The sequence below is a fragment of the Amycolatopsis sp. NPDC104587 genome (genome assembly GCF_055583645.1).
Genome location: NZ_JBVJNO010000009.1, coordinates 408,343 through 429,838 on the forward strand (window position 1 = coordinate 408,343; position 21,496 = coordinate 429,838).

The 21,496-nt window shown below is 73.0% G+C and carries 5 protein-coding genes; 2 read left to right on the forward strand and 3 right to left on the reverse strand.

Annotated features, from left to right (window positions below):
* Positions 1 to 13 precede the first annotated feature (13 nt).
* Genes ACZ61C_RS29220 through ACZ61C_RS29230 form a run of 3 tightly spaced genes read right to left on the reverse strand, consistent with a single transcriptional unit; the run spans position 14 to position 19,200 of the window.
* The gene (locus ACZ61C_RS29220; RefSeq protein WP_465311047.1) at positions 14 to 1,363 is read right to left on the reverse strand and encodes a serine hydrolase domain-containing protein; all 1,350 of its coding nucleotides are present in this window, start codon (positions 1,361 to 1,363) and stop codon (positions 14 to 16) included.
* A 50-nt stretch (positions 1,364 to 1,413) separates the two neighbouring features.
* Positions 1,414 to 1,614 (reverse strand): MbtH family protein, encoded by a 201-nt coding sequence (locus tag ACZ61C_RS29225; RefSeq protein ID WP_465311048.1) that lies wholly within the window; start codon positions 1,612 to 1,614, stop codon positions 1,414 to 1,416.
* Between the two features lie 24 nt (positions 1,615 to 1,638).
* The gene (locus ACZ61C_RS29230) at positions 1,639 to 19,200 is read right to left on the reverse strand and encodes a non-ribosomal peptide synthetase (RefSeq protein ID WP_465311049.1); all 17,562 of its coding nucleotides are present in this window, start codon (positions 19,198 to 19,200) and stop codon (positions 1,639 to 1,641) included.
* A 1,051-nt stretch (positions 19,201 to 20,251) separates the two neighbouring features.
* Between ACZ61C_RS29230 and ACZ61C_RS29235 the strand changes: the two genes are divergently transcribed.
* Both ACZ61C_RS29235 and ACZ61C_RS29240 read left to right on the forward strand, forming a co-directional pair.
* Positions 20,252 to 20,380 (forward strand): hypothetical protein, encoded by a 129-nt coding sequence (locus ACZ61C_RS29235; protein WP_465311050.1) that lies wholly within the window; start codon positions 20,252 to 20,254, stop codon positions 20,378 to 20,380.
* A gap of 64 nt (positions 20,381 to 20,444) precedes the next feature.
* On the forward strand, positions 20,445 to 21,461 hold the full coding sequence (locus tag ACZ61C_RS29240) for a YeiH family protein (RefSeq protein ID WP_465311150.1): 1,017 nt from the start codon (positions 20,445 to 20,447) through the stop codon (positions 21,459 to 21,461).
* Positions 21,462 to 21,496 lie beyond the last annotated feature (35 nt).

A 21,496-nucleotide genomic window follows, 5' to 3' on the forward strand; every position in this document is an offset into this window, starting at 1 on the left:
GGGGCGGGACGGGTCAGGAAGCCTTGCGGCGGCGGGCGATCCGGCCGCCGGACTGCATCGCGCTGACGGTCCCGGTGGCCGGGTCGGTCAGGAAGCGGCCGCCGACGATCCGGCGGCCGGTGCCGGGCTCGCGCACCGAGAACGCCCCGTTGTCGAGCACCGCCAGCTCCGGGTAGACCTCGCCGTCGACGACCAGGACCGCGCCACCGTCGGCGTGCACGTCGACGTGGTATTCGAGATCGCCGTTGGTGTAGCGGCCGGACAGGCCGGCCGGCGGGTGCGTGGCCCGCGCCCCGTCGCCGGGCAGCTCGTAGTCGCCGACCGGCAGCCCCGCGGTGCGCAGTTCGGCGACCAGGTCCCCCCACAGCGCCGAGCCCGAGCCGGAGTTGGTGGTGAGCGCGACGACGCGGTCGTGCTCAGGGTCCGCCCGCAGGTGACAGGAGGTGCCGTCGGCGGTGCCGTCGTGCCCGGTCCAGTCCGCGTCGGCGCCCCGGTAGACCGCCAGACCGAGACCCCAGCCGTCGGCCAGGCCGAAGGATTCGGCACCCGGTACCGGCCGCCGCATCAGCTCGAGCAGGTCGTCCGGCAGCGGGCTCTCGCCGCCGCCGTACATGCGGCCGAACGCGACGAGGTCTTCCGCGCTCAGCGCGAGCGCGCCCGCCGCGGCCTCGACGCCGCTCAGGGTCTGCGCGACCGGCCGGGCGCGACCGGTGCCCGCGTGCACCGCGTGCCCGCTGACGTGGGCGTCGGCGCGGCGCCGCGCGCCCGGCTCGACGACGAACGCAGGGACGATGCCGAGCGCTTCGAGCAGCAGGGTGTCCATGGCCTCCCACCAGCTCATGCCGGTGATGGCCTCGACCACGTAGCCGGTGAGGACGTACCCGACGTTGGAGTAGGAGAAGCCCAGCCCGGGCGGCTGGAAGAGGCCGGCGTCGCGGCACGCCCGCAGGTACCGGCGGGCCGACCCGGTGCTCTCGCCGGCCCCGAGGGCGGCCGGCAGGCCGCCGGTGTGGCTCAGGACCTGCGCGATCGTGGGTCTGCCGACCTGGGGGCCGAGGTCGGCGAGGTGCTCCCCGAGGGCGTCACCGGGTTCCAGGTCGCCGTCGGCGATCAGCAGCATCGCGAGCGCCGCGGTGAACGGCTTCGTGATGGAGCCGACCGGGAACTTCGACGCGGCGGTGACGTCACCGATCGCGACGGAGGACGTCCGGCCGCCGTCGCGGATCGCCAGCTGGGCCGCCGGCACCTGGTGTTTGCGAGCCAGGCCCGCGAGCAGGCGCCGCAGCCGCTCGTCGTCGGGGACGGCCGGACTGTTCGGGGGCGCGAGGTGGACGGTCTGGAAGAACGTCGGAGAAGAGGGCACGAGCAGGGAACCTTCCGCGTCGGATCGTCTGGTGCGAGTCGTGGGCCGGGTCAGGCGTCGGCGGCCATCTGCCGCTGCAGGCTGAGCGGCCGCATGTCGGTCCACACCTCGTCGACGTGGTCCATGCACTCCTGGCGGCCGCCGCGGAACCCGTCGGCGCGCCAGCCGGCGGGCACCTCGGTGGTCAGCGGCCAGAGCGAGTACTGGCCCTCGTCGTTGACCAGCACCTGGAACTCGATGTCTTCCTGCATGGCGGTTTCCTTTCTCGGGGTTTGTCAGAGGTCTTGGCCGGCGGCGAGCCGTTCGAGGTCGCGCAGGACCCGTTCTTCGACCAGCTCGGCCAGCGCCAGCACCGTGCCGGCGGCGAGCACGTCCTTGGGCGTGAGCTGGACGTCGAAGGCGGACTTGGTCATCGACGTGATCCGCAGGCTGCGCACGGAATCCCCGCCGAGGGCGAAGAAGTTGTCCTCGACACCGACGCGGTCGAGACCGAGCGCCTCGGCCCAGATCGCGGCGAGGACCTCTTCGGTTTCGGTTTCCGGGGCCGCGTAGTCCGCGCCGGCTTCCGGCGCGGCGGGCGCGGGCAGCGCCCGCCGGTCCAGCTTTCCGTTGGCGGTCAACGGAAGCGCGTCGAGCGCGACGAAGGCGGCGGGCACCAGGTGCGCCGGCAGGGTCGCGGCGAGGTGCTCCCGCAGCCCGGCCACCGAACCGGCGACGACGTAGGCGACCAGCCGCTGGTCGAGCGCGACGACGGCGGCGTCGCGGACGTCCGGGTGGGTCCGCAGGGCCGCCGCGATCTCCCCGGGCTCGATCCGGAAGCCGCGGATCTTGACCTGGTCGTCGGTGCGGCCGAGGAACTCGAGCGTCCCGCCGGCCCGCCACCGCACCAGGTCACCGGTGCGGTACATCCGGGAGCCGGGCGCGCCGAACGGGTCGGCCAGGAATCGCGACGCGGTCAGGCCCGGCCGGTTCAGGTAACCGCGGGCCACACCGGACCCGGACACGTACAGCTCCCCCGGCGCGCCGATCGGCACCGGGCGCAGGGCGGCGTCGAGGACGTGGCCGCGGGCGTTGCGGATCGGCCGGCCGATCGGCGGCGTGCCGCCGGGTTCCAGCGGGTCGCTCCAGGTGGCGACCACGGTGATCTCGGTGGGACCGTAGGCGTTGATCATCCGGCGGCCCGGCGCCCAGCGGGTGACCAGGTCGGCGGTGCAGGCGTCGCCGCCGACCACCAGCGTCCGGAACTCCGGCAGCGCCACGTCCGGGACGCTCGCCATCGCCACCGGCGGGATCAGCGCGTGGGTGACACCCCGGTCGCGCAGCACGGTGGCCAGCTGCTCGCCGAGCAGCGGACCCGGCGGCGGCACGACCAGCGCGGCCCCCGCGGGCAGGGCCATGCACAGCTCGAGCACCGAGGCGTCGAAGCTGGGCGAGGAGAACTGGAGCACCCGGTCGCCGGGCCGGACGTCGAAGTGGTCGATCTCGGCGCCGGAGAAGCTCGCCAGCCCGGCGTGGGTGACCACGACACCCTTCGGGGTGCCGGTCGAGCCGGACGTGTAGATCACGTACGCGGGCGCTGTGAGCGGCACGGCCCGGGTGAACGGCCCGGAATCCTCGTCGTCGTCGAAGGCAGCCAGTTCGGCGGGGGTCAGCACGACGACCGGGGCCGCGTCTTCGATCATGAACGCGATCCGGTCGGCCGGGTAGTCCGGGTCGATCGGCAGGTAGGCGGCGCCGGTCTTGAGCACGGCCAGCTGCGCGACGACGATCTCCACCGAGCGCGGCAGGACGAGCGCGACGATCCGCTCCGGCCCGGCGCCGCGCGCGGCCAGCGTCCGGGCCAGCCGGTTGGCGCGCGCGTCCAGCTCGGCGAAGGTCAGGCTCTCGTCGTCGGCGAGCACCGCGACAGCGTCCGGGGTGCGGACCGCCTGCGCTTCGATGAGCTGGGTCAGGGTGACCGGCTCGACGTCGTGGGCGGTGTCGTTGAACGCCACCTGGATCTCGTCGCGTTCGGCCGCGGTCAGGACGTCGAGTGTCCCCAGTGGACGGTCCGGCTGGTCGGCCAGCTCGGCGAGCACGTGCTCGAGCTGCCCGGCCAGCCGCTCGATCGTCGCCGGATCGAACAGCGCCGGGTCGTAACCGAGCCCGAGGGACAGGCGCGGTCCCGGCGACGCCACGACGCTCAGCGGATAGCTGGTCGTCTCCCGCGCGTCGAGGTCCCGCAGGCGCACGCCGTGCCCCTCGGCGACATTGTCGGCGGTGATCGGGTAGTTCTCGAACACCACGATGCTGTCGAACAGGTTCTGGCCGCCTTCGACGCCGCTCCAGCCCTGAACGGCGGTCAGCGGGACGTGCTCGAACCGGCGCGATTCCGCCTGCGTGGCTTGCAGGTCGCGCAGCCAGCCGGCGGCCGGGGCCGCGGGGTCCACCGTGACCCGCACCGGCAGGGTGTTGATGAAGATGCCGGTGATGTCGTCGACCCCGGCGAGCCCGGCGGGGCGGCCGGACACGGTCGCGCCGAAGCAGACGTCGTCCTCCCCGCTGTGGCGGGACAGCAGCAGCGCCCACGCCCCCTGCACGATCGCGTTGACCGTCAGGCGCTCGCGCCGGGCGAACGCGGCGAGCCGGGCGGTCCGCTCCTCGTCGAGGTCCCGGCCGACCCACACCGACGAGCTCGCCTCGTGGGCGGCGGCCGGCGGCCGGTCGTAGGGCAACGGCGTCGGCTCGGTGACGTCGCCGAGTTCGCGGCGCCAGTACTCCTCCGCGCCGGCTCGGTCCTGTGCGCCCAGCCAGGTCACGTAGTCGGCGAACGGCCGCCGGTTCGGCAGGACCGGCGCGACGCCGTCGCGCAGGGCGGCGTACGCGGTGCAGACGTCGGACAGGACCTGGAAGACGCTCCAGCCGTCCAGCAGCACGTGGTGGAACGTCCAGAGGAGCTGGACGGCATCCCCGGGCAGCCGGGCCAGGGTGACCCGCAGCAACGGCGCCGCGGCCAGGTCGAACGGCAGTGCGCGGTCCCGGGCGAGCAGGTCGCGCAAGGTGTCGGTGGTGCTCCGCCAGTCGAGGTGGGTGACCGGCAGGCGCACGTCCCGCTGGACCACGAGCAGCGGCTCGGGCACGTCCTCCCACACGACGCGGCCGCGCAGGACCGGTGTCCGGTCGACGACGTGCTGCCAGGCCCCGGCGAGCGCGTGCGGGTCGGTGACGCCGTCGAGCACGGCGGTGACCTGCTCGAAATAGACACCTTGTGACTGCTGGGAAAGCCCGTGGAAGACCATGCCCGCCTGCATCGGCGTGAGCGGGTGGATGTCGGCGACGGCGCGGCCGTCCCCGGCGATCCGGTCGACCTGCCGCTGGTCCAGCCCGGCCAGGGGGAAGTCCGACGGCGTCCGGCCGCCGGCGCCGGCGCAGTGCGCGACGACCTCGCCGAGCACGGCCACCAGCTCGGCGGCCAGCCGTTCCACGGTCTCGGCGGTGTGCACGCCGTGGGAGAAGTACCAGGTCAGTTCGAGGGAGTCGGCGTCCACGCGGCCCACGACGTCGAGCAGGTGGTCGCGGCCCGCCCCGGCCCCGACCGCGGAGTCGAGGCTGCCCGCCGCGCCTTCGAAGCGGCCCAGGTAGTTGAAGCCGATCTCGGCGTCGACCGCGGGCGCGGTCCCGGTCAGGTACCGCAGCGCGCCGTAGCCCACGCCCCGTCGGGGTACCGCGCGCAGCTGCTCCTTCACCGACTTGAGCAGAGCCGCCCAGTCGTCGTCGATCCGCAGCGCGACCGGGTACAGCGAGGTGAACCAGCCGACGGTGCGGGACAGGTCGACGTCGCCGAACAGGTCCTCGCGGCCGTGGCCCTCCAGGTCGACCACCACGCGGTCCCGGCCGGTCCAGCGGGCCAGGACCCGGCCGAGCGCGGCCAGCAGCACGTCGTTGACCTGCGTTCGGTAGGCGCCCGGGACGTCCTGCAGCAGGGCTCGGGTCAGCTCGGCGTCCAGGCGTGCCGTGACCGTGCCGGTGGTCCCGGTCGCTTCACCGTCGACCGGCAGCGGCGCGCCGGCCGTGGTGCGCCAGTACGGCAGCTCGTCGTCGAAGCCGCCCGCTTCGGCGTGGGCGGCCAGCCGGTTGGCCCAGTCGCGGAACGAGGTCGTCTTCGGCGGCAACGGCCGCCCGTCGTACGCCGTATCGAGGTCCTCGAGGAGGATCCGCCACGAGACACCGTCGACGACGAGGTGGTCGACGGTGAGCCGCAGGACGGCCGGTTCGAGCAGTTCGGCGGTGAGCAGCGGTCCGGCGGCGACGTCGATGACGGCACCGAGGATCTCGGCCGGTTCGGCCGGGGCGTTGACCTGGCCGTCTCCGGTGAACCGCATCCGCAACGCGTCGTGGTGCTCGACCAGCGCGGCCAGCGCGGTGCGCAGGCGGTCGACGTCGAAGGGTTCGGCCCGTTCGATCCGGACGGACTGGGTGAAGTCCGCGGCGGCGCCGAAGTCCCCGGTGAAGAACCAGTGCTGGATCGGGGTCAGGGCGGCAGGCCCGCTGACCGGGCCCTGCTCGGCCACGGTCACCACGGCCGTCCCGGCGGTGACGGCCAGCGCCGCGACGGTCTGGTGGGCGAACAGGTCCCGCGGGGTGAGCGCGAGGCCGTGGCGCCGGGCCCGGGAGACGACCTGGATGCTCAGGATCGAGTCGCCGCCCAGCTCGAAGAAGTTGTCCTCGATGCCCACCGCGGGTACGCCGAGGACGTCGGCCCACACGTCGGCCAGCACTCGTTCGGTGTCCGTACGAGGCGGCAGGTACCCGGCCGCCGGCTCCACGGCCGGTTCCGGCAGCGCCCGCCGATCGACTTTCCCGTTGCGGCTCAACGGAAGCGCGTCGAGCGTGACGAACGCCGAGGGCACCATGTAGTCGGGTAGGTCCCGGTGCAGCCACGCGCGCAGCTCGGGCACGGCGGCGGTCGTGACGACGTAGGCGACGAGCCGCTTGTCACGGGCGACGACGACGGCCTCGGCGACGCTCGCGTGGGCAGCCAAGGTGTTCTCGATCTCGGCCGGCTCGATGCGGAACCCGCGGATCTTGACCTGGTCGTCGGCCCGGCCGACGAACTCCAGGACCCCGCTCGCCGACCAGCGGACGACGTCGCCGGTGCGGTACATCCGCTCGCCGGGCGCGCCGAACGGGTTGGCGACGAACCGTTCCGCGGTGAGCCCGGGCCGGCCGAGGTAGCCACGCGCGACGCCGGTGCCGGCGACGAACAGCTCCCCCGCCACGCCCGGCGGGACCGGCCGCAGCCCGGCGTCGAGGACGTAGGCGGCCATGTTGTCGAGCGGACCACCGATCGGCACCACGTCGGGCACCGGCCGCTCCGGCGGCAGGACGCAGCGGCTGGCGAAGGTCGTGGTCTCGGTGGGGCCGTAGCCGTCGACGACGGTCAGGCCGGGGCACGCGTCGCGCACCTGACGGACGGCGGACGCGGGGACGACGTCACCGCCGGTCCACACCTCCCGGACTCCGCGCAGGCACGCGGGATCCTCCTGGGCCAGCAGGCGGAACAGGCCCGCGGTCAGCCACAGCGCGCTCACGTGCTGCTCGGCGACGAGCCCGCGCAGGACGTCGGCGTCGACGTCTCCGGGCGGCGCGACGACGACCCGGCCGCCGTTCAGCAGCGGCACCCACACCTCGTACGTCGAGGCGTCGAACGCCTGCGGCGAATGCAACAGCACGCTCCGGTGCGCCTCGCCCGCGAAGGAGCGGTCCGACGCCAAGCCGACGACGTCGTGGTGGGTCACCGCGACACCCTTCGGCGTGCCCGTCGAACCGGACGTGTACATCACGTACGCCAGGTTTTCCGGTCGCACCAGGACATCAGGGGCGTGGGCCGGACCGTCGAGGGTCTCGCCGACCCGCAGCATAGGTCCACTGTGGACGTCCTCACGGGACCCATCGGTGACGACCACGGAGACGTCCGCTTCGGCCAGCACCAGCCGCATCCGGGCGGCGGGGGCGCGCAGGTCGACCGGCACGTACGCCGCTCCGGCCTTGAGCACGGCCAGCTCGGCGACGACCAGGTCGGCCGAGCGTTCCAGCAGCAGTCCGACCCGGTCTTCGACGCCGACGCCGAGCGCGATCAGGTGGTGCGCGAGCCGGTTGGCCCGCGCCTCCAGCTCGGCGTAGGACAGCTGCCCGAGCGCGCGGGCGTCCGGCGTCCGCCGCACCTGGTCGGCGAACCGGCTCACCACCGTGGCCGGGGCGACCGGGTGGGCCGTGGTGTTGAACGTCCGCAGCACGCTTTCGCGGTCGCGGTCGGTCAGCAGGTCCAGCTCGCCGACCGGCCGGTCGGGCGCGGCGGCGATGCGGTCCAGGACGAGGAGCAGGTGCCCGGCCAGCCGTTCGATCGTGGCCGCGTCGAACAGCTCGGGGTCGTGGTCGAACGACACGGCCAGCCGCTCCCCCGGCGTGACGACCACGCTCAGCGGGTAGTTCGTCGGCTGGAGCTCGCCTTCCTCGTGCAGGCCGATCCCGTGCGCGGCGATCGCGTCGGCGTCGAACGGGTAGTTCTCGAACACGAGGATGCTGTCGAACAGCCCGGCGCCCATCCGGGCCAGGGACACGAAGTCGTACCGCCGCGCCCGGGCCTGGGCCGCCTGCAGCTCTCGCAGCCAGCCGGCCACAATCTGTCCATCCGGGACAGTGACACGGCTGGGCAGCGTGTTGATGAACAACCCGACCATCGCTTCGACACCCGGCAGGTCGGCCGGGCGGCCGGAGACGGTGGTGCCGAACACGACGTCGGTCTCGCCGCTGTGCCGGGACAGCACGAGGCCCCACGCGCCCTGCACGATGGTGTTGAGGGTCAGCCCGGCGCGCCGGGCCAGCTCCCGCAGTCCTTCGGCCGGCGCCGACACGTGGTGGGACGCGGTGGAGCGGGTGCGGTGCACCTCCCGCGGCCGGCGGTCGTACGGCAGCGGGGTCGGCGTGCGCACCCCGGCCAGCTCGTCGTGCCAGTGCCGTTCGGCGGCCTCGGTGTCCTGTGCGCCCAGCCAGCGCAGGTATTCGCGGAACGGCGGCCGGGGCCCGGGCGCGGCGGCACCGGCGTACCGGGCGCAGACCTCACCGAACACCTGGGCGGCGCTCCAGCCGTCGAGCAGCACGTGGTGGAACGTCCAGATCATCAGGACGTCCCCGCCGGGCAGCCGCGCGAACGCCAGCCGCATCAGCGGCGCCGCGGCGAGGTCGAAGCCCCGCTCCCGGTCCGCTTCGAGGAACCGCTCGCGGTCGTCGTGCCCGGTCCAGTCCAGGTGTGTGACCGGCACCGGCGCGGACCGCTCGACGACCTGAACGGGTTCGTCGAGACCGTCCCAGACGACGCGGCTGCGCAGCACCGGTGTGGCCGCGACGACGTCCTGCCAGGCCAAGGCCAGGCGCTCGGGGTCGGTGACGCCGGTCAGCCGCAGCCGCACCTGGTTGAGGTAGGTGCCGGCCGCGCCGTCGACGAGGCTGTGGAAAACCATGCCCGACTGCATCGGCGTGAGCGGGTAGATGTCCTCCACTCCGGTGCCGGTCCCGGCGAGCCGGTCCACGGCGGCCTGGTCGAGCCGGGCCAGCGGGAAGTCCGACGGCGTCCGGCCGCCGGCGTCCGGGCGGGCGCAGTGCTCGACGATCCCGGTGAGGGCGGTCAGCAGCGCGTCGGCGAGCCGGCGGACGGTGTCTTCGGTGTGCACCTGGTCCGAGTAGTGCCAGGTCAGTTCGAGCCGGTCGCCGACGACCGCGCCGACGAGGTCGAGCAGGTGCCCGCGCGTCTGCCCGGGGTGGGCCGCGCCGTCGAGGCCGCCGCCGTGGTCGAACCGGCCCAGGTAGTTGAAGCTGATCCCGGGTTCCACGTGCGGGGCGGTGCCGGCGAGGTAGCGGAGGGCGCCGTAGCCGACGCCCCGGCGAGGCACCGCGCGCAGCTGTTCCTTGGTCTGCTTCAGCGCGTCGCCCCAGTCGCCGCCGGGCACGTCGAGCGCGACCGGGAAGATCGAGGTGAACCAGCCGACGGTGCGGGAGAGGTCGATTCCGGGGAACAGGTCTTCGCGCCCGTGCCCTTCGAGGTCGACCAGGACGCGGTCGCGGCCCGTCCAGTCCGCGAGGACCCGGCCGAGCGCGGTCAGCAGGACGTCGTTGACCTGCGTCCGGTAGGCGCCCGGGACGTCGTGCAGCACCGCGTAGGTCGCCTCGGCGGGCAGTCGGACGGTCACCGACCGGGCCGAGCCGTAGGTGTTGGCGCCCGTCGTGTCGACCGGGAGCGCCGGGTCGGCGTCCGTGGCGGCCCAGTGGGCCAGTTCGTCGTCGAAGCCACCCGCGGCGGTGTGCTCGGCCAGCGTGCGGGCCCAGTCGCGGAAGGACGTCGTGCGGGCGGGGAGCTCGCCGCCGGCGAGGAGGGTCTCCAGGTCCTCCAGGAGGATCCGCCACGAGACGCCGTCGACCACCAGGTGGTGCGCGGAGAGCGTCAGCGTGGTGCCGTCGAGGTCGGCCCGCAGCAGCGGTCCCCGCTCGAGGTCGATGGTGGCGCCGAGCACGTCGGCGGCGTCTGGTGCGTGGTGCTGGCGGCCGTCGGTGAACCGCAGCCGCAGCGCGTCGTGGTGGAGCTGCAGTTCCCGCAAGGCGCGGTTCAGCGCCACGGAGTCCGAAGTGGACAGTTCGATCGAGACGGACTGGACGAACTCGTCCGGGTGCACCGGCTCCGGGTCGAGGTACCAGTGCTGGACGGGCGTCAACGGCGCGTCGCCGGTCACCGGTCCCTCGTCGACGGCCGCGGCTACGACGGAGCGGGCGGCGAGGGCGAGCGCGGCGACGGTCGGGTGGTCGAACACCTGGCCCGGCATGAGGTCCAGCCCGGCCCGGCGGGCCCGGGAGACGACCTGGATGCTCAGGATGGAGTCGCCGCCGAGCTCGAAGAAGTTGTCGTCGGCGCCGACACGGTCCACCCGCAGCACTTCGGCCCAGATGCCGGCCAGCAGCCGCTCGGCGTCGGTACCCGGCTCGCGGTACGCGCGTTCCGGAGCGCGGTCCGGCGCGGGCAGCGCCCGCCGGTCGACCTTGCCGTTGTCGTTGAGCGGCAACGCATCCAACGGGACGTAGGTCGCGGGGACGAGGTAGTCCGGCAGGGACCGGAGCAAGAACTCGCGCAGGTCGGGCGTCCCCGTGGTGACGACGTAGGCGACGAGCCGCTTGGTCCCGCCGTTCTCGGCGGCGATGACGACGGCCTCGGTGACGTCCGGGTGCACGGTGAGCGCGGTCTCGATCTCCCCCAGCTCGATCCGGAAGCCGCGGATCTTCACCTGGTCGTCGGCTCGGCCGGCGAATTCGAGCACCCCGGCGCGGGTCCAGCGGACGAGGTCGCCGGTGCGGTACATCCGGGTGCCCGGCGCGCCGAACGGGTTGGCCAGGAACCGTTCCGCGGTCAGGCCCGGCTGTCCCAGGTAGCCGCGGGCGAGCCCGGTACCGGCGAGGTACAGCTCGCCGACGGCGCCCGGCGGGACCGGCCGCAGCCCGGCGTCGAGGACGTAGGCCGCCATGTTGTCCTGCGGCCGCCCGATCGGCACCACGTCCGGCACCGGCTCGCCCGGCGGCAGCACGAAGTGACTGGCGAACGTCGTGGTCTCGGTCGGGCCGTAGCCGTCGACCACGGTCAGGCCCGGGTTCGCGCGCTGCACCTGGCGGATCGCTTCGCCGGGCACGACGTCGCCGCCGGTCCACACCTCTTCGACACCGCTCAGGCACGCGGGATCTTCCTGTGCCAGCAGCCGGAACAGCCCGGCGGTCAGCCACAGCGCGGTCACGTCGTGCGCGCCGACCAGCCGGCGCAGCACGTCGGCGTCCAGGTCGCCGGGCGGCGCGACGACCACCCGGCCGCCGCTCAGCAGGGGCACCCAGACCTCGTACGTCGAGGCGTCGAACGCCTGCGGGGAGTGCAGCAGCACCGACCGGTGCGCAGAACCGGAAAAGCACCGGTCCAGGGCCAGGCCCACGACGTCCCGGTGGGTCACCGCCACGCCCTTCGGCGTGCCGGTCGAGCCCGAGGTGTACATGACGTAGGCCAGGTTTTCCGGGCGCAGCACCACGTCCGGCGCGGTCTCCGGCTGGTCGCCACCGTCGTCGACGCGCACGGTTGGTCCATTATGGACGCTCTGGTCCCCATCGGTGACGAGCACCCGCACCCCGTCGAGCAGCGCGTGCAGGCGTTCCCGCGGGGCTCGGGCGTCCAGCGGCAGGTAGGCGCCACCGGCCTTGAGCACCGCGAGCTCGGCGACGACGACGTCCGCCGACCGGCGCAGCAGCAGCGCGACCAGGTCGTCCGGGCGGGTGCCGAGCCCGATCAGCCGATGGGCCAGCCGGTTCGCGCGCGCGTCCAGCTCGGCGTAGGTCAGGGTCTCCTCGCCCGTGACGGCGACCGCGTCCGGGGTGCGCCGGACCTGCTCGGCGAACAGCTCCGGCACGGTCGCGGCGGGGAGGTCGTGCGCGGTGTCGTTCCAGCGGACCAGGACGTCGTGCCGCTCGGTGCCGGTGAGCATCCGCAGGTCGGCGACGGGCTTGTCCAGTCCGGCCGCCAGCTCGGTGAGCAGCGTGCTCAGGTGCCCGGCGAACCCGGCGACCGTCTCGGCGTCGAACAGCTCCGGGTCGTAGCCGAAGGCCAGGTCCAGCCGGTCTTCGCCGGGGTAGGCGACCACGCTGAGCGGGTAGTTGGTGGTCTCGACACCGCGCAGGTCGCGCAGCCCGAGCCCGTCGGTGACCGGGTAGTTCTCGAAGACGAGCAGCGTGTCGAACGAGGTCACCGGCGGCGCGTACTCGAACCGCCGCGCGTCGGCCTGCGCGGCTTGCAGGTCCCGCAGCCAGTCGCGGGCGGTGGCCCGGTCGTCGACGTCGGTGACCAGCGGCAGCGTCGTGATGAACAGGCCGGTGATCTCGTCGACGCCGGCCAGTTCGGCGGGCCGCCCGGCGACCGTGGTGCCGAAGCAGACCTCGGGCCGTCCGCCGTGGCGGGCCAGCAGGACGGCCCAGGCGCCCTGGACGAGGGTGTTCAGGGTCAGGCCGTGGTGTTGCGCGGCGGCCCGCAGAGGCCCGGCCGGCACGTCGACGCGCAGCGATGCCGTCGACTCGACGGTGTGCCGCTCGGGAGTGCGGTCGGTACGCAGCCGGACCGGCTCCGGTCGGCCGGAAAGCAATTCGCGCCAATACGTTTCCGCGGCGGAGGAGTCCTGTTCGGACAGCCAGCGAACGTGGTCGCGGAACGGGCGCCGGGTGGGCAGCGGCCGGCCGGCGTGCGCCGCCGAGACGTCGGAGAGCACCTGGAAGAGGCTCCAGCCGTCCAGCAGGAGGTGGTGGAACGTCCAGACGACCCGGACCTCGGTCGCCGACAGCCGCGCGATGAGCAGCCGCGTCAGCGGCACCGCGGTCAGGTCTAGCCCGGCCGCGCGGTCGGCGGCCAGCACCGCGTCCAGGTCCTCGGGATCGGCGGTCCAGTCGCGGTGCTCGACGGGCAGGGTGACGTGGCCGTGGACGACCTGCACGGGAACGTCGACGCCGTCCCAGACGACCCGGCTGCGCAGCACCGGCGTCCGGTCCACGACCCGCTGCCACGCGCGGGCGAGGGCGGCCGGGTCGGAGACACCGGTCAGCACGAACGTGACCTGCTGGAGGTAGGCGGACCGGGCGTCGCCGGTGAGCCCGTGGAAGAGCATCCCGGCCTGCGCCGGGGTGAGCGGGTAGACGTCCTCGACGTCGCGACCGTCCCCGACGACCGTGTCCACGCCTGCCTGGTCGAGGCGCGCCAGCGGGAAGTCCGACGGCGTGCGGCCACCCGCGGCCGGGTCGGCGCAGTGCGCAGCGATGTCGGCCAGGCCGTGCACGAGGTCGTCGGCGACCGCGGAGATGGTGGCCTCGCGGTGCAGGCGGTCTGAGTAGAACCAGGTGATTTCCAGGCAGCCGTCCGTGACGCGGGCGACCACGTCGATGGCGTGCGCACGGATCGCGCCGGGGCTCTGCGAGAGTTCGAGGTCGCGCTCGAGCCCGCGGTACAGATCACCGGTCACTTCGAAGCGGCCGAGGTAGTTGAAGCTCAGCCGGGGCGTCACCGCGGGGGCGGTGCCGGTCAGGTAGCGCAGCACGCCGTAGGACAGCCCGCGCGCCGGGATCGCGCGCAGCTGTTCCTTGGTCCGCTTCAGGGCTTCGCCCCAGTCGCCGCCGGGCACGTCGAGCGCGACCGGGAACAGGGAGGTGAACCAGCCGACCGTGCGGGACAGGTCGACGTCGTCGAACAGTTCCTCGCGGCCGTGGCCTTCGAGGTCGAGCAGGACGCGGTCGGCGCCGGTCCAGCGGCGCAGGGCCCCGCCGAGCGCGGCCAGCAGGACGTCGTTGACCTGGGTCCGGTAGACGCCCGGCACGTCCTGCAGCAGCGCGCGGGTCAGTTCGGCGTCCAGCCTCGTGGTGACGGTCCGGGTACTGGCCACGGTGTTGTCGTCGTCGGTGTCGAGCGGGATCTGGGTGCCGTCGACGGTGCGCCAGTGATCGAGGTCCTCGGCGAAGGAGTGCGCGGCGAGCCGGGCCGACCAGTCCTGGAAGGACGTGGTCCGGGCGCTCAGCTCACGGCCGTGGTAGGCGTGGTCGAGATCTTCGAGGAGGATCCGCCAGGACACGCCGTCCACGACGAGGTGGTGCACGGCCAGGTGCAGCGTGGTGCCGGTCAGCTCCGCACTCAGCAGCGGGCCGTGTTCGAGGTCGATCGTCGCGCCGAAGACGTCGATGGCGCCCGGCTCGGCGTGCTGCTCGGTCCAGCCGGTTCCGGTGCGGTGGAACCGCAGCCGCAGGGCGTCGTGGTGGCCGGCGACGGTGTTCACCGCGGCGCGCAGCCGGGCCTCGTCGACGTCGTCGGCCAGGCGGACGCTGAGCTGCTGGGCGAAGTGGTCCGGGTCGGCCGGGTCGGCGTCGAGGAACCACCGCTGGATCGGGGTCGGCGTGACCGGCCCGGTCGCCGCTCGGCGTTCCACAGCCGGGGCCGCGGTGCCGGCGGCCGCGGCGAGCGCGGCGATCGTCTGGTGCCGGAAGACGTCGCGGGTGGTGATCTTCAGGCCGGCTTTCGCGGCCTCGGACACCAGGCGGATGCTGAGGATCGAATCCCCGCCCAGCTCGAAGAAGTTGTCCTCGACGCCGACCTCGGGCAGCCCGAGGGCGTCGGCCCAGATCTCGGCGAGCACCCGTTCGGCCGGGGTCCGCGGTGCCACGCGGGTGGTGGCGCCGGCCCAGTCGGGGGCGGGCAGGGCGCGCCGGTCGAGCTTGCCGCTGGGGTTGAGCGGCAGCTTCTCGAGCGGCACGAACGCCGAGGGCACCAGGTGCGCGGGCAGCGAGCCGGCGAGGAACTCGCGCAGGTCGGCGGGCGCAGCCGGCACCACGTAGGCGACCAGGCGCTGGTGACCACCGTCCTTGCGCGCGACCACGACGGCTTCGGTGACGTCCGGGTGCTGCCGCAGCGCGGCTTCCACCTCACCGGGCTCGATGCGGAAGCCGCGGATCTTGACCTGGTCGTCGGCGCGACCCAGGTACTCCAGCTCACCCCGCGCGGTCCAGCGCACCACGTCGCCGGTCCGGTACATCCGGGCGCCCGGTGTGGCGAAGGGGTCGGCGACGAACCGGCCGGCGGTCAGCCCCGGCCGGCCGAGGTACCCGCGGGCCACGCCCGCGCCGCCCAGGTGCAGCTCCCCCGGCACGCCGACGGGAACCTGCCGCAGCCCGGCGTCGAGAACGTAGGCGGAGATCCCGGCGACCGGACGGCCGATCGGCGGGGTGCGGTCGGTGTCGTGGTACCAGGCCGTGGCGTACACAGTGGACTCGGTCGGGCCGTAGATGTTCGCGATCCGGCTGTCCGGCAGCGCTTTCCGGATGTCGCGCAGCGCGTGCAGCGTCAGGGCCTCACCGGCCAGGACCACCGTCGAGGGCCGCACGGAGACCGCGCCCTGGGCCAGCAGCTGGGCGAACGCCGACGGCACTCCGCTGACCAGCCCGACTTCCCGGCCGGCGTCCGCCTGCTCGCCGAGAGCCAGCACGTCCCGGACGATCTCGACGGTGGCGCCCGCCATCAGCGGCGCGAAGATCTCGAAGACCGAGACGTCGAAGTTGAGCGACGTCGACGCGACGACGGTCGACCCGGGCCGCAGGACGTCGCCGAGGTCGGCGGCCGCCCAGGCCATCAGGTTCGCCGCGCTGCGGTGGGCGATCACGACACCCTTGGGGCGGCCGGTCGAGCCGGACGTGTGGATCACGTAGGCCGGGTTGGCGGGATCGAGGGAGTTGTCCACCGGCGCCGTCGACCGGCCGGCGAGCAGGCCGGGGTCGTCGAAAGCCACCGAGGCTCCTTCGCCGTCCGCGGTGAGCATCAGGACCGGCGCGGCGTCGTCGAGGATGAGCGCGATCCGGTCGGCCGGGTAGGCCGGGTCGACCGGCAGGTAAGCGGCACCGGACTTGAGGACGCCGAGCAGCGCCACCAGCAGGCGCTCCGTGCGCGGCAGCGAGACGGCGACGAGCCGCTCGGGTCCGGCGCCCCGCTCGAGCAGGACCCGGGCCAGCTGGTTGGCCTGGTCGTCGAGCTCCCGGTAGGTCAGCCGGCGGCCGTCGCAGACGGCGGCGACCGCGTCCGGCGTCCGGGCCACCTGGGCCTCGAACAGCCGGGGCAGGGTGGGTGCGGTGACCTCGACGTCCGGACCACGCGAAAGCTCGTGGAGCCGGTCCAGCTCGGCACTGTCCATCATGGACAGTTCGGCCAGCGGCCGGTGCGGGTCGGCAACGACGGATTCGGCCAGTACCTTCAGGTGCCCGGCGAACCGGTCGATGGTGGCCGCGTCGAACAGGGTGGTGTTGTACTCGATCGCGACACCGCGACCGTGCGGCTGGAACTCCAGCACGAGGTCGAACCGGGCCCGGGGGCGGGGCAGGTCGTGCTCGCCCACCCGCAGGGCGCCCGCCTCCCGGGTCCGGACGAGGTCCTGCTGGAGCACCAGCAAGACCTGCGCCAGCGGCGTGCGGCCCGGGTCACGGGCCGGCCGCAGGTCGTCGACGACCTGGTCGAAGGGCACCTCGCCGGCGGCGAACGCCGCCAGCGCGGTTTCCTTGACCTGGCCGAGGAACGCGTCGAAGGGCTGAGCCGGGTCGACGGCGGAGCGCAGGACGAGCGTGTTGACGAAGAACCCGGCCAGGCGCTCCAGCTGGTCGTGGTCGCGGCCGGACACGGCGGTGCCGACGGCGATGTCGTCCTGCCCGGTGTAGCGGGCCAGGAGCAGCTGGACCACCGCGGTCAGGGTCGTGAACAGAGTGGCCCCGGTGTCCTGGCCGAGCGCGGCGAGGCCGTCCGGCAGCGCGTAGCGGCGGATGGCGCCGCGTGTCTCCCGGACGGGCGGGCGCGGGCGGTCGGTGGGCAGCTCCAGCGGCTCCAGCCCGGCCAGCTGTTCGCGCCAGTACGCCAGTTGCCGCTCGCGCAGCGGGCCGGCCAAGCGCTCGTGGTGCCAGCGGGAGTAGTCGCGGTACCCGATCGGCGCCGGGGCGAGCTCCTCCCCCGCGTAGAGCGCGGCGAGCTCGTCGACGAGCAGGCCGACCGACCAGCCGTCGGTGACGATGTGGTGCTGGCACAGGAGCACGAGGTGCTCGTCCGGGCCGAGACGGATCAGCGTGGCGCGGGTCAGCGGCCCGGCGGCCAGGTCGAAGGGGCGGTCCAGCTCGGCCGCGAGCAACGCGTCCAGGTCGTCGCCGGCTTCGGTCTCGCGCACCGGGATCGACCCGGTTCCGGCGACCACCTGGACGCCCTGCCCGTCTACAGTGCGGAACGTCGTCCGGAGGGCCTCGTGTCGCGCGACCAGGCCGTCCAGCGCGGTACGCAGGGCTTCGCGGTCGAGCGGGCCGGACAGCGTGAGCCCGACGCCGGCGTTGTACTCGGTGCTGCCCGGGTTCTGCTCGTCGAGCATCCACAGCCGGCGCTGCACCGGTGAGATCGGGACGATGTCTTCGTGGGCGCCGCGCTCGATCCGGCCGCTCGCCGGGCGGCCGTCCTCGGGCAGCAGCTCGGCGAGCTTCGTGATGGTCCGGGCGTCGAACACCACCCGCGGCGACAGGTCCGCGCCGAAGCGGGCGCGGATCCGGGCCAGCACCCGGGCGCCGAGGATCGAGTCCCCGCCGAGTTCGAAGAAGTCCGCGTCGACGCCGACTTCGGGCACGCCGAGCAGCTCAGCCCAGATCTCGGCCAGGATCCGCTCGGTCGCGGTCCGCGGCGGGGTGTGGGTCGCACGCACCTGAGCGGCCCAGTCGGGCTCCGGGAGCGCGTCGCGGTCGAGCTTGCCGTGCGTGGTCAGCGGCATCCCGTCGACCGGGATGAAGGCGGCGGGCACGAGGTACGGCGGGAGCTTGTCCACCAGGGCAGAGCGCAGGGCGGCCGGTTCGGCGTCCCCGGCGACGTAGGCGACCAGGCGTTTGACACCGGGCTGGTCCTCCCGGGCAACGACAACCGCTTCCCGGACGTCCGTGCGGCTCAGCAGCAGCGCTTCGATCTCGCCGGGCTCGATGCGGAAGCCGCGGATCTTGACCTGGTGGTCGGTCCGCCCGACGAACTCGAGCTCGCCGTCGGCGGTGCGGCGGACGACGTCACCGGTGCGGTACATCCGGGCACCCGGCGCGCCGAAGGGATCGGCGACGAACCGGCTCGCGGTCAGGCCCGGCCGGTCGAGGTAGCCGCGGGCCAGGCTCGGGCCGGCGAGGTGCAGTTCGCCGGTGGTGGCCGGGCGCAGCGCCTCGTCGAGCACGTGGACCGTGGTCTCGGGCAGTGGTTTGCCGATCGGCGGGGTCCCGCCGGGCGCGAGCGGGTCGCTCCAGGTGGCCACGACGGTCGCCTCGGTGGGCCCGTACGAGTTGATCATCCGGCGGCCGGGCGCCCAGGTCCGGACCAGTTCGGGCGGGCAGGCGTCACCGCCGACGACCACGGTGCGGAAGTCCGGCAGGCTCGCCGCGTCCGCGGCGGACAGCGTGGCCAGCGCGACCGGCGGGATCAGGGCGTGGGTGACCCGGTGCTCGGCGAGGACCCCGGCGAGCCGGTCGCCCAGCAGCGGGCCGGCGGGCGGGACGACGAGCGCGGCGCCCGAGGGCAGTGCCATGCCCAGCTCCAGGATCGAGGCGTCGAAACTGGGTGAGGAGAACTCGAGGACCCGGTCGCCGGGGCGGACGTCGTAGCGGTCCCGCATCGCGGCGAAGAACCCGGCCAGGCCGCGGTGGGTGACGAGCACGCCCTTGGGGACGCCGGTCGAGCCGGAGGTGTAGATGAGGTACGCGGGGTGGCCGACGTGCAGCGGGCGCGTCCGGTCGGCGTCCGTGAGGTCGTGGCCGGGCCGGCCGGCGAGCAGCCCGGGCCGGTCGAGCGCGATCGTGGTCGTGGTTCCGACACCCTCGGGTGCGGCGGCCGAGCGGGTCAGGACGAGCACTGGCCGGGCGTCGGCCAGCGTGAAGGCGATCCGCTCGGCGGGGTGGTCCGGATCGATCGGCAGGAACGCCGCGCCGGCCTTGGCCGCTGCCAGCTGCGCAACGACCAGGTCGGCCGACCGCGGCAGCGCGAGCGCGACGACCGTCTCCGGTCCGCAGCCGTGCTCGACGAGCACGCGCGCCAGCTGGTTGGCCCGGACGTTCAGCTCCGCGTAGGTCAGCGTCCCGTCCGCGCCGGTCAGGGCGGCCGCGAGCGGACTGCGAACGGCTTGCGCCTGGAACAGCTCGGCGAGGTGCGCGGGCGTCGGCACGCTGGAGGACGCCGTCCCGGTCACGGCGACCGGGACGTCAGAAAACGGCATTTCCAGAACCTTTCGAGCACGGTGAGATCCACGCCGGACCAGCCGGACGCCGGAACGTACGAAAGACGGGTTTACGGGGATTTCTTCACTGTGGTATCGGCCCGAACCGATCTTGCCGGGACACGTGAAACGCGCTCGCCGGCCGCAGCGCTTTTGCCACCCGGTCAACAAAGCGGCGCGTCGCGCGGCACCGGTGATCGTGACGACATACCCAAGATCCTTTCTCGAACCAGAAGCGCACGAGCGAGCTGAAACCCGTTCCGAATCGACAGCCACACGTGACTGTCGACACCGAGCCGTCGCCACGACAAGTCCGTGATGACCTCGGCTCTTCGAACGGGAAAGCAGGTCGCCCCAGCGGTCCGTGATCCCCCAACAATCGGATTCGCCATTCACGTTACCCAACCGAGATGGGGCTCGTACCGCCAAACGGAGCATCACCGCAAATCATCGGGAAGACCGGCAAAAGGTCGTCACCCAGCAGCAAACAGTTCCCGCCAAGCAGTTCACCCTTCTGCCAAATCTGTACCACCAATGACGCGTTTGATCCCGAAAAAAGGCTGCTACCTGCAACTATCCGCCGCTCGACCACGCCGGCACCATCACCGCCTCCCAAGTTTCGAGATCACCCGATTGACATGTAACACGAGTGCGACCCACAAAGACGGCGGCCGAAATAAGATCCGTACCACGAAGTAAATCCGACAAATTGCCAAACGGACGATGAAACTCCACCTGGCCGCGGACGTACTGATCAACCGGACACTCTCGGCACATCCGGTGATCTTTTGACGCGTCGAAGGCCGCTTCTCGACTGAAGAGCAGACGTCCGCAAGGACTTCCGCACGTCGAATACTCCGTGACACCGTTCGGCTCGAGTTCGGCCGAAGTGCTGCACCCGCTGCGAATAGGGCTACGCCCACATGGGCCGGATCGGGGCACGGGGAGCCAACCCGTGAGATCTTGAACCTGGGAAGCTGGAGTCCCACGTATTGGACGAGCTCGCGCTGCTCTGTCCTCACGGCGCATCAGGGCCTACGGTCCTGAAGTCATGACCTCCGATTCGGGCAAACCGGCTCCACGGATCAGCGCAGACTGGGCCGCGGTGGCGGTCGCGGCCGTATTCGTGCTCCTGGCGGCGCTCGGCGTGCTGCCGGCGATCCCCTTCCTCGTCAAATGACCACCGCCGCCGAGCGACGCGGGCTGACCGCACTCCCGTCCTGCGCTACGTCCCTGGCCTCCTGCTGCTCGTCGCGGTGGGGATCGTGGGAACCCTTGCCCAGAACGGCATCCGCAGCATCGGCAAAGCGACTGGCACCGCGCTGCCCGACCTCGAATACGTGCTGTGGGCGATCATCCTCGGGCTGATCATCCGCAACACCATCGGCGTCCCGGCCGTGTTCCGGCCCGGAGCCGCCACCTACGAGTTCTGGCTGAAGATCGGCATCGTCCTGCTCGGCGCCCGGTTCGTGCTCGGCGACCTGCTCAAGCTCGGCGGTCTGAGCCTCGGCCTGATCCTCGTGGACATGGTTGTCGCCACGACCGTGATCCTGCTGGTGGGCAGGCTATTCGGGCTCGGCGGGAAACTGTCGTCGTTGCTGGCGATCGGCACGTCGATCTGCGGCGTTTCGGCCATCATCGCCGGACGCGGCTCCATCGACGCCGACGACGAGGACTCCGGCTACGCCATCGCGGCCATCCTCGCGCTCGGCGCCGTCGCCCTGTTCACTTTCCCGATCATCGGGCACGCTCTCGACCTGTCCGACACCCAGTTCGGGCTCTGGGCGGGCCTCGCCGTGGACAACACGGCCGAGACCACCGCGACCGGCGCCGCCTACTCCCCGCACGCCCAGGACGTCGCGGTGGCGGTGAAGAGCACCCGCAACGCGCTGATCGGCCTCGTCGTCCTCGGCTACGCTGCCTACTGGTCCACCCGCGGCGGCAAGGCCGTCGCGAGCGGGCCGAAGGAGCGCGCCCTGTTCGTGTGGCGCACCTTCCCCAAGTTCGTGCTCGGCTTCATCGCCGTCTCGGCCCTGACCACCGCCCACCTGTTCACCAAGGCCGAGGTCACCAGCCTCGGCAACCTGTCCAAGTGGGCGTTCCTCCTGTGCTTCGCCGGCGTCGGCCTGAACTTCGACCTCCGTCAGATGGCGCGTAGTGGCTTCCGCCCACTGATCGTCGCCGCGCTGGGCCTGGTCGTGGTGGCGGCGTGCTCGCTCGGGCTCGTTCTGCTCACCTCGCAGTGGATCACCTTCTCGTAGAACTCAGCGCCGAACGCCCGGGAATCGCGGCCGGC

What these genes read in the sequence shown, in the direction of transcription:
- ACZ61C_RS29225 (WP_465311048.1), bottom strand. Translation starts at nt 1,614, where the DNA reads ATGCAGGAAGACATCGAGTTCCAGGTGCTGGTCAACGACGAGGGCCAG.
- ACZ61C_RS29235 (WP_465311050.1), top strand. Translation starts at nt 20,252, where the DNA reads ATGACCTCCGATTCGGGCAAACCGGCTCCACGGATCAGCGCAGACTGG.
- ACZ61C_RS29230 (WP_465311049.1), bottom strand. Translation starts at nt 19,200, where the DNA reads ATGCCGTTTTCTGACGTCCCGGTCGCCGTGACCGGGACGGCGTCCTCC.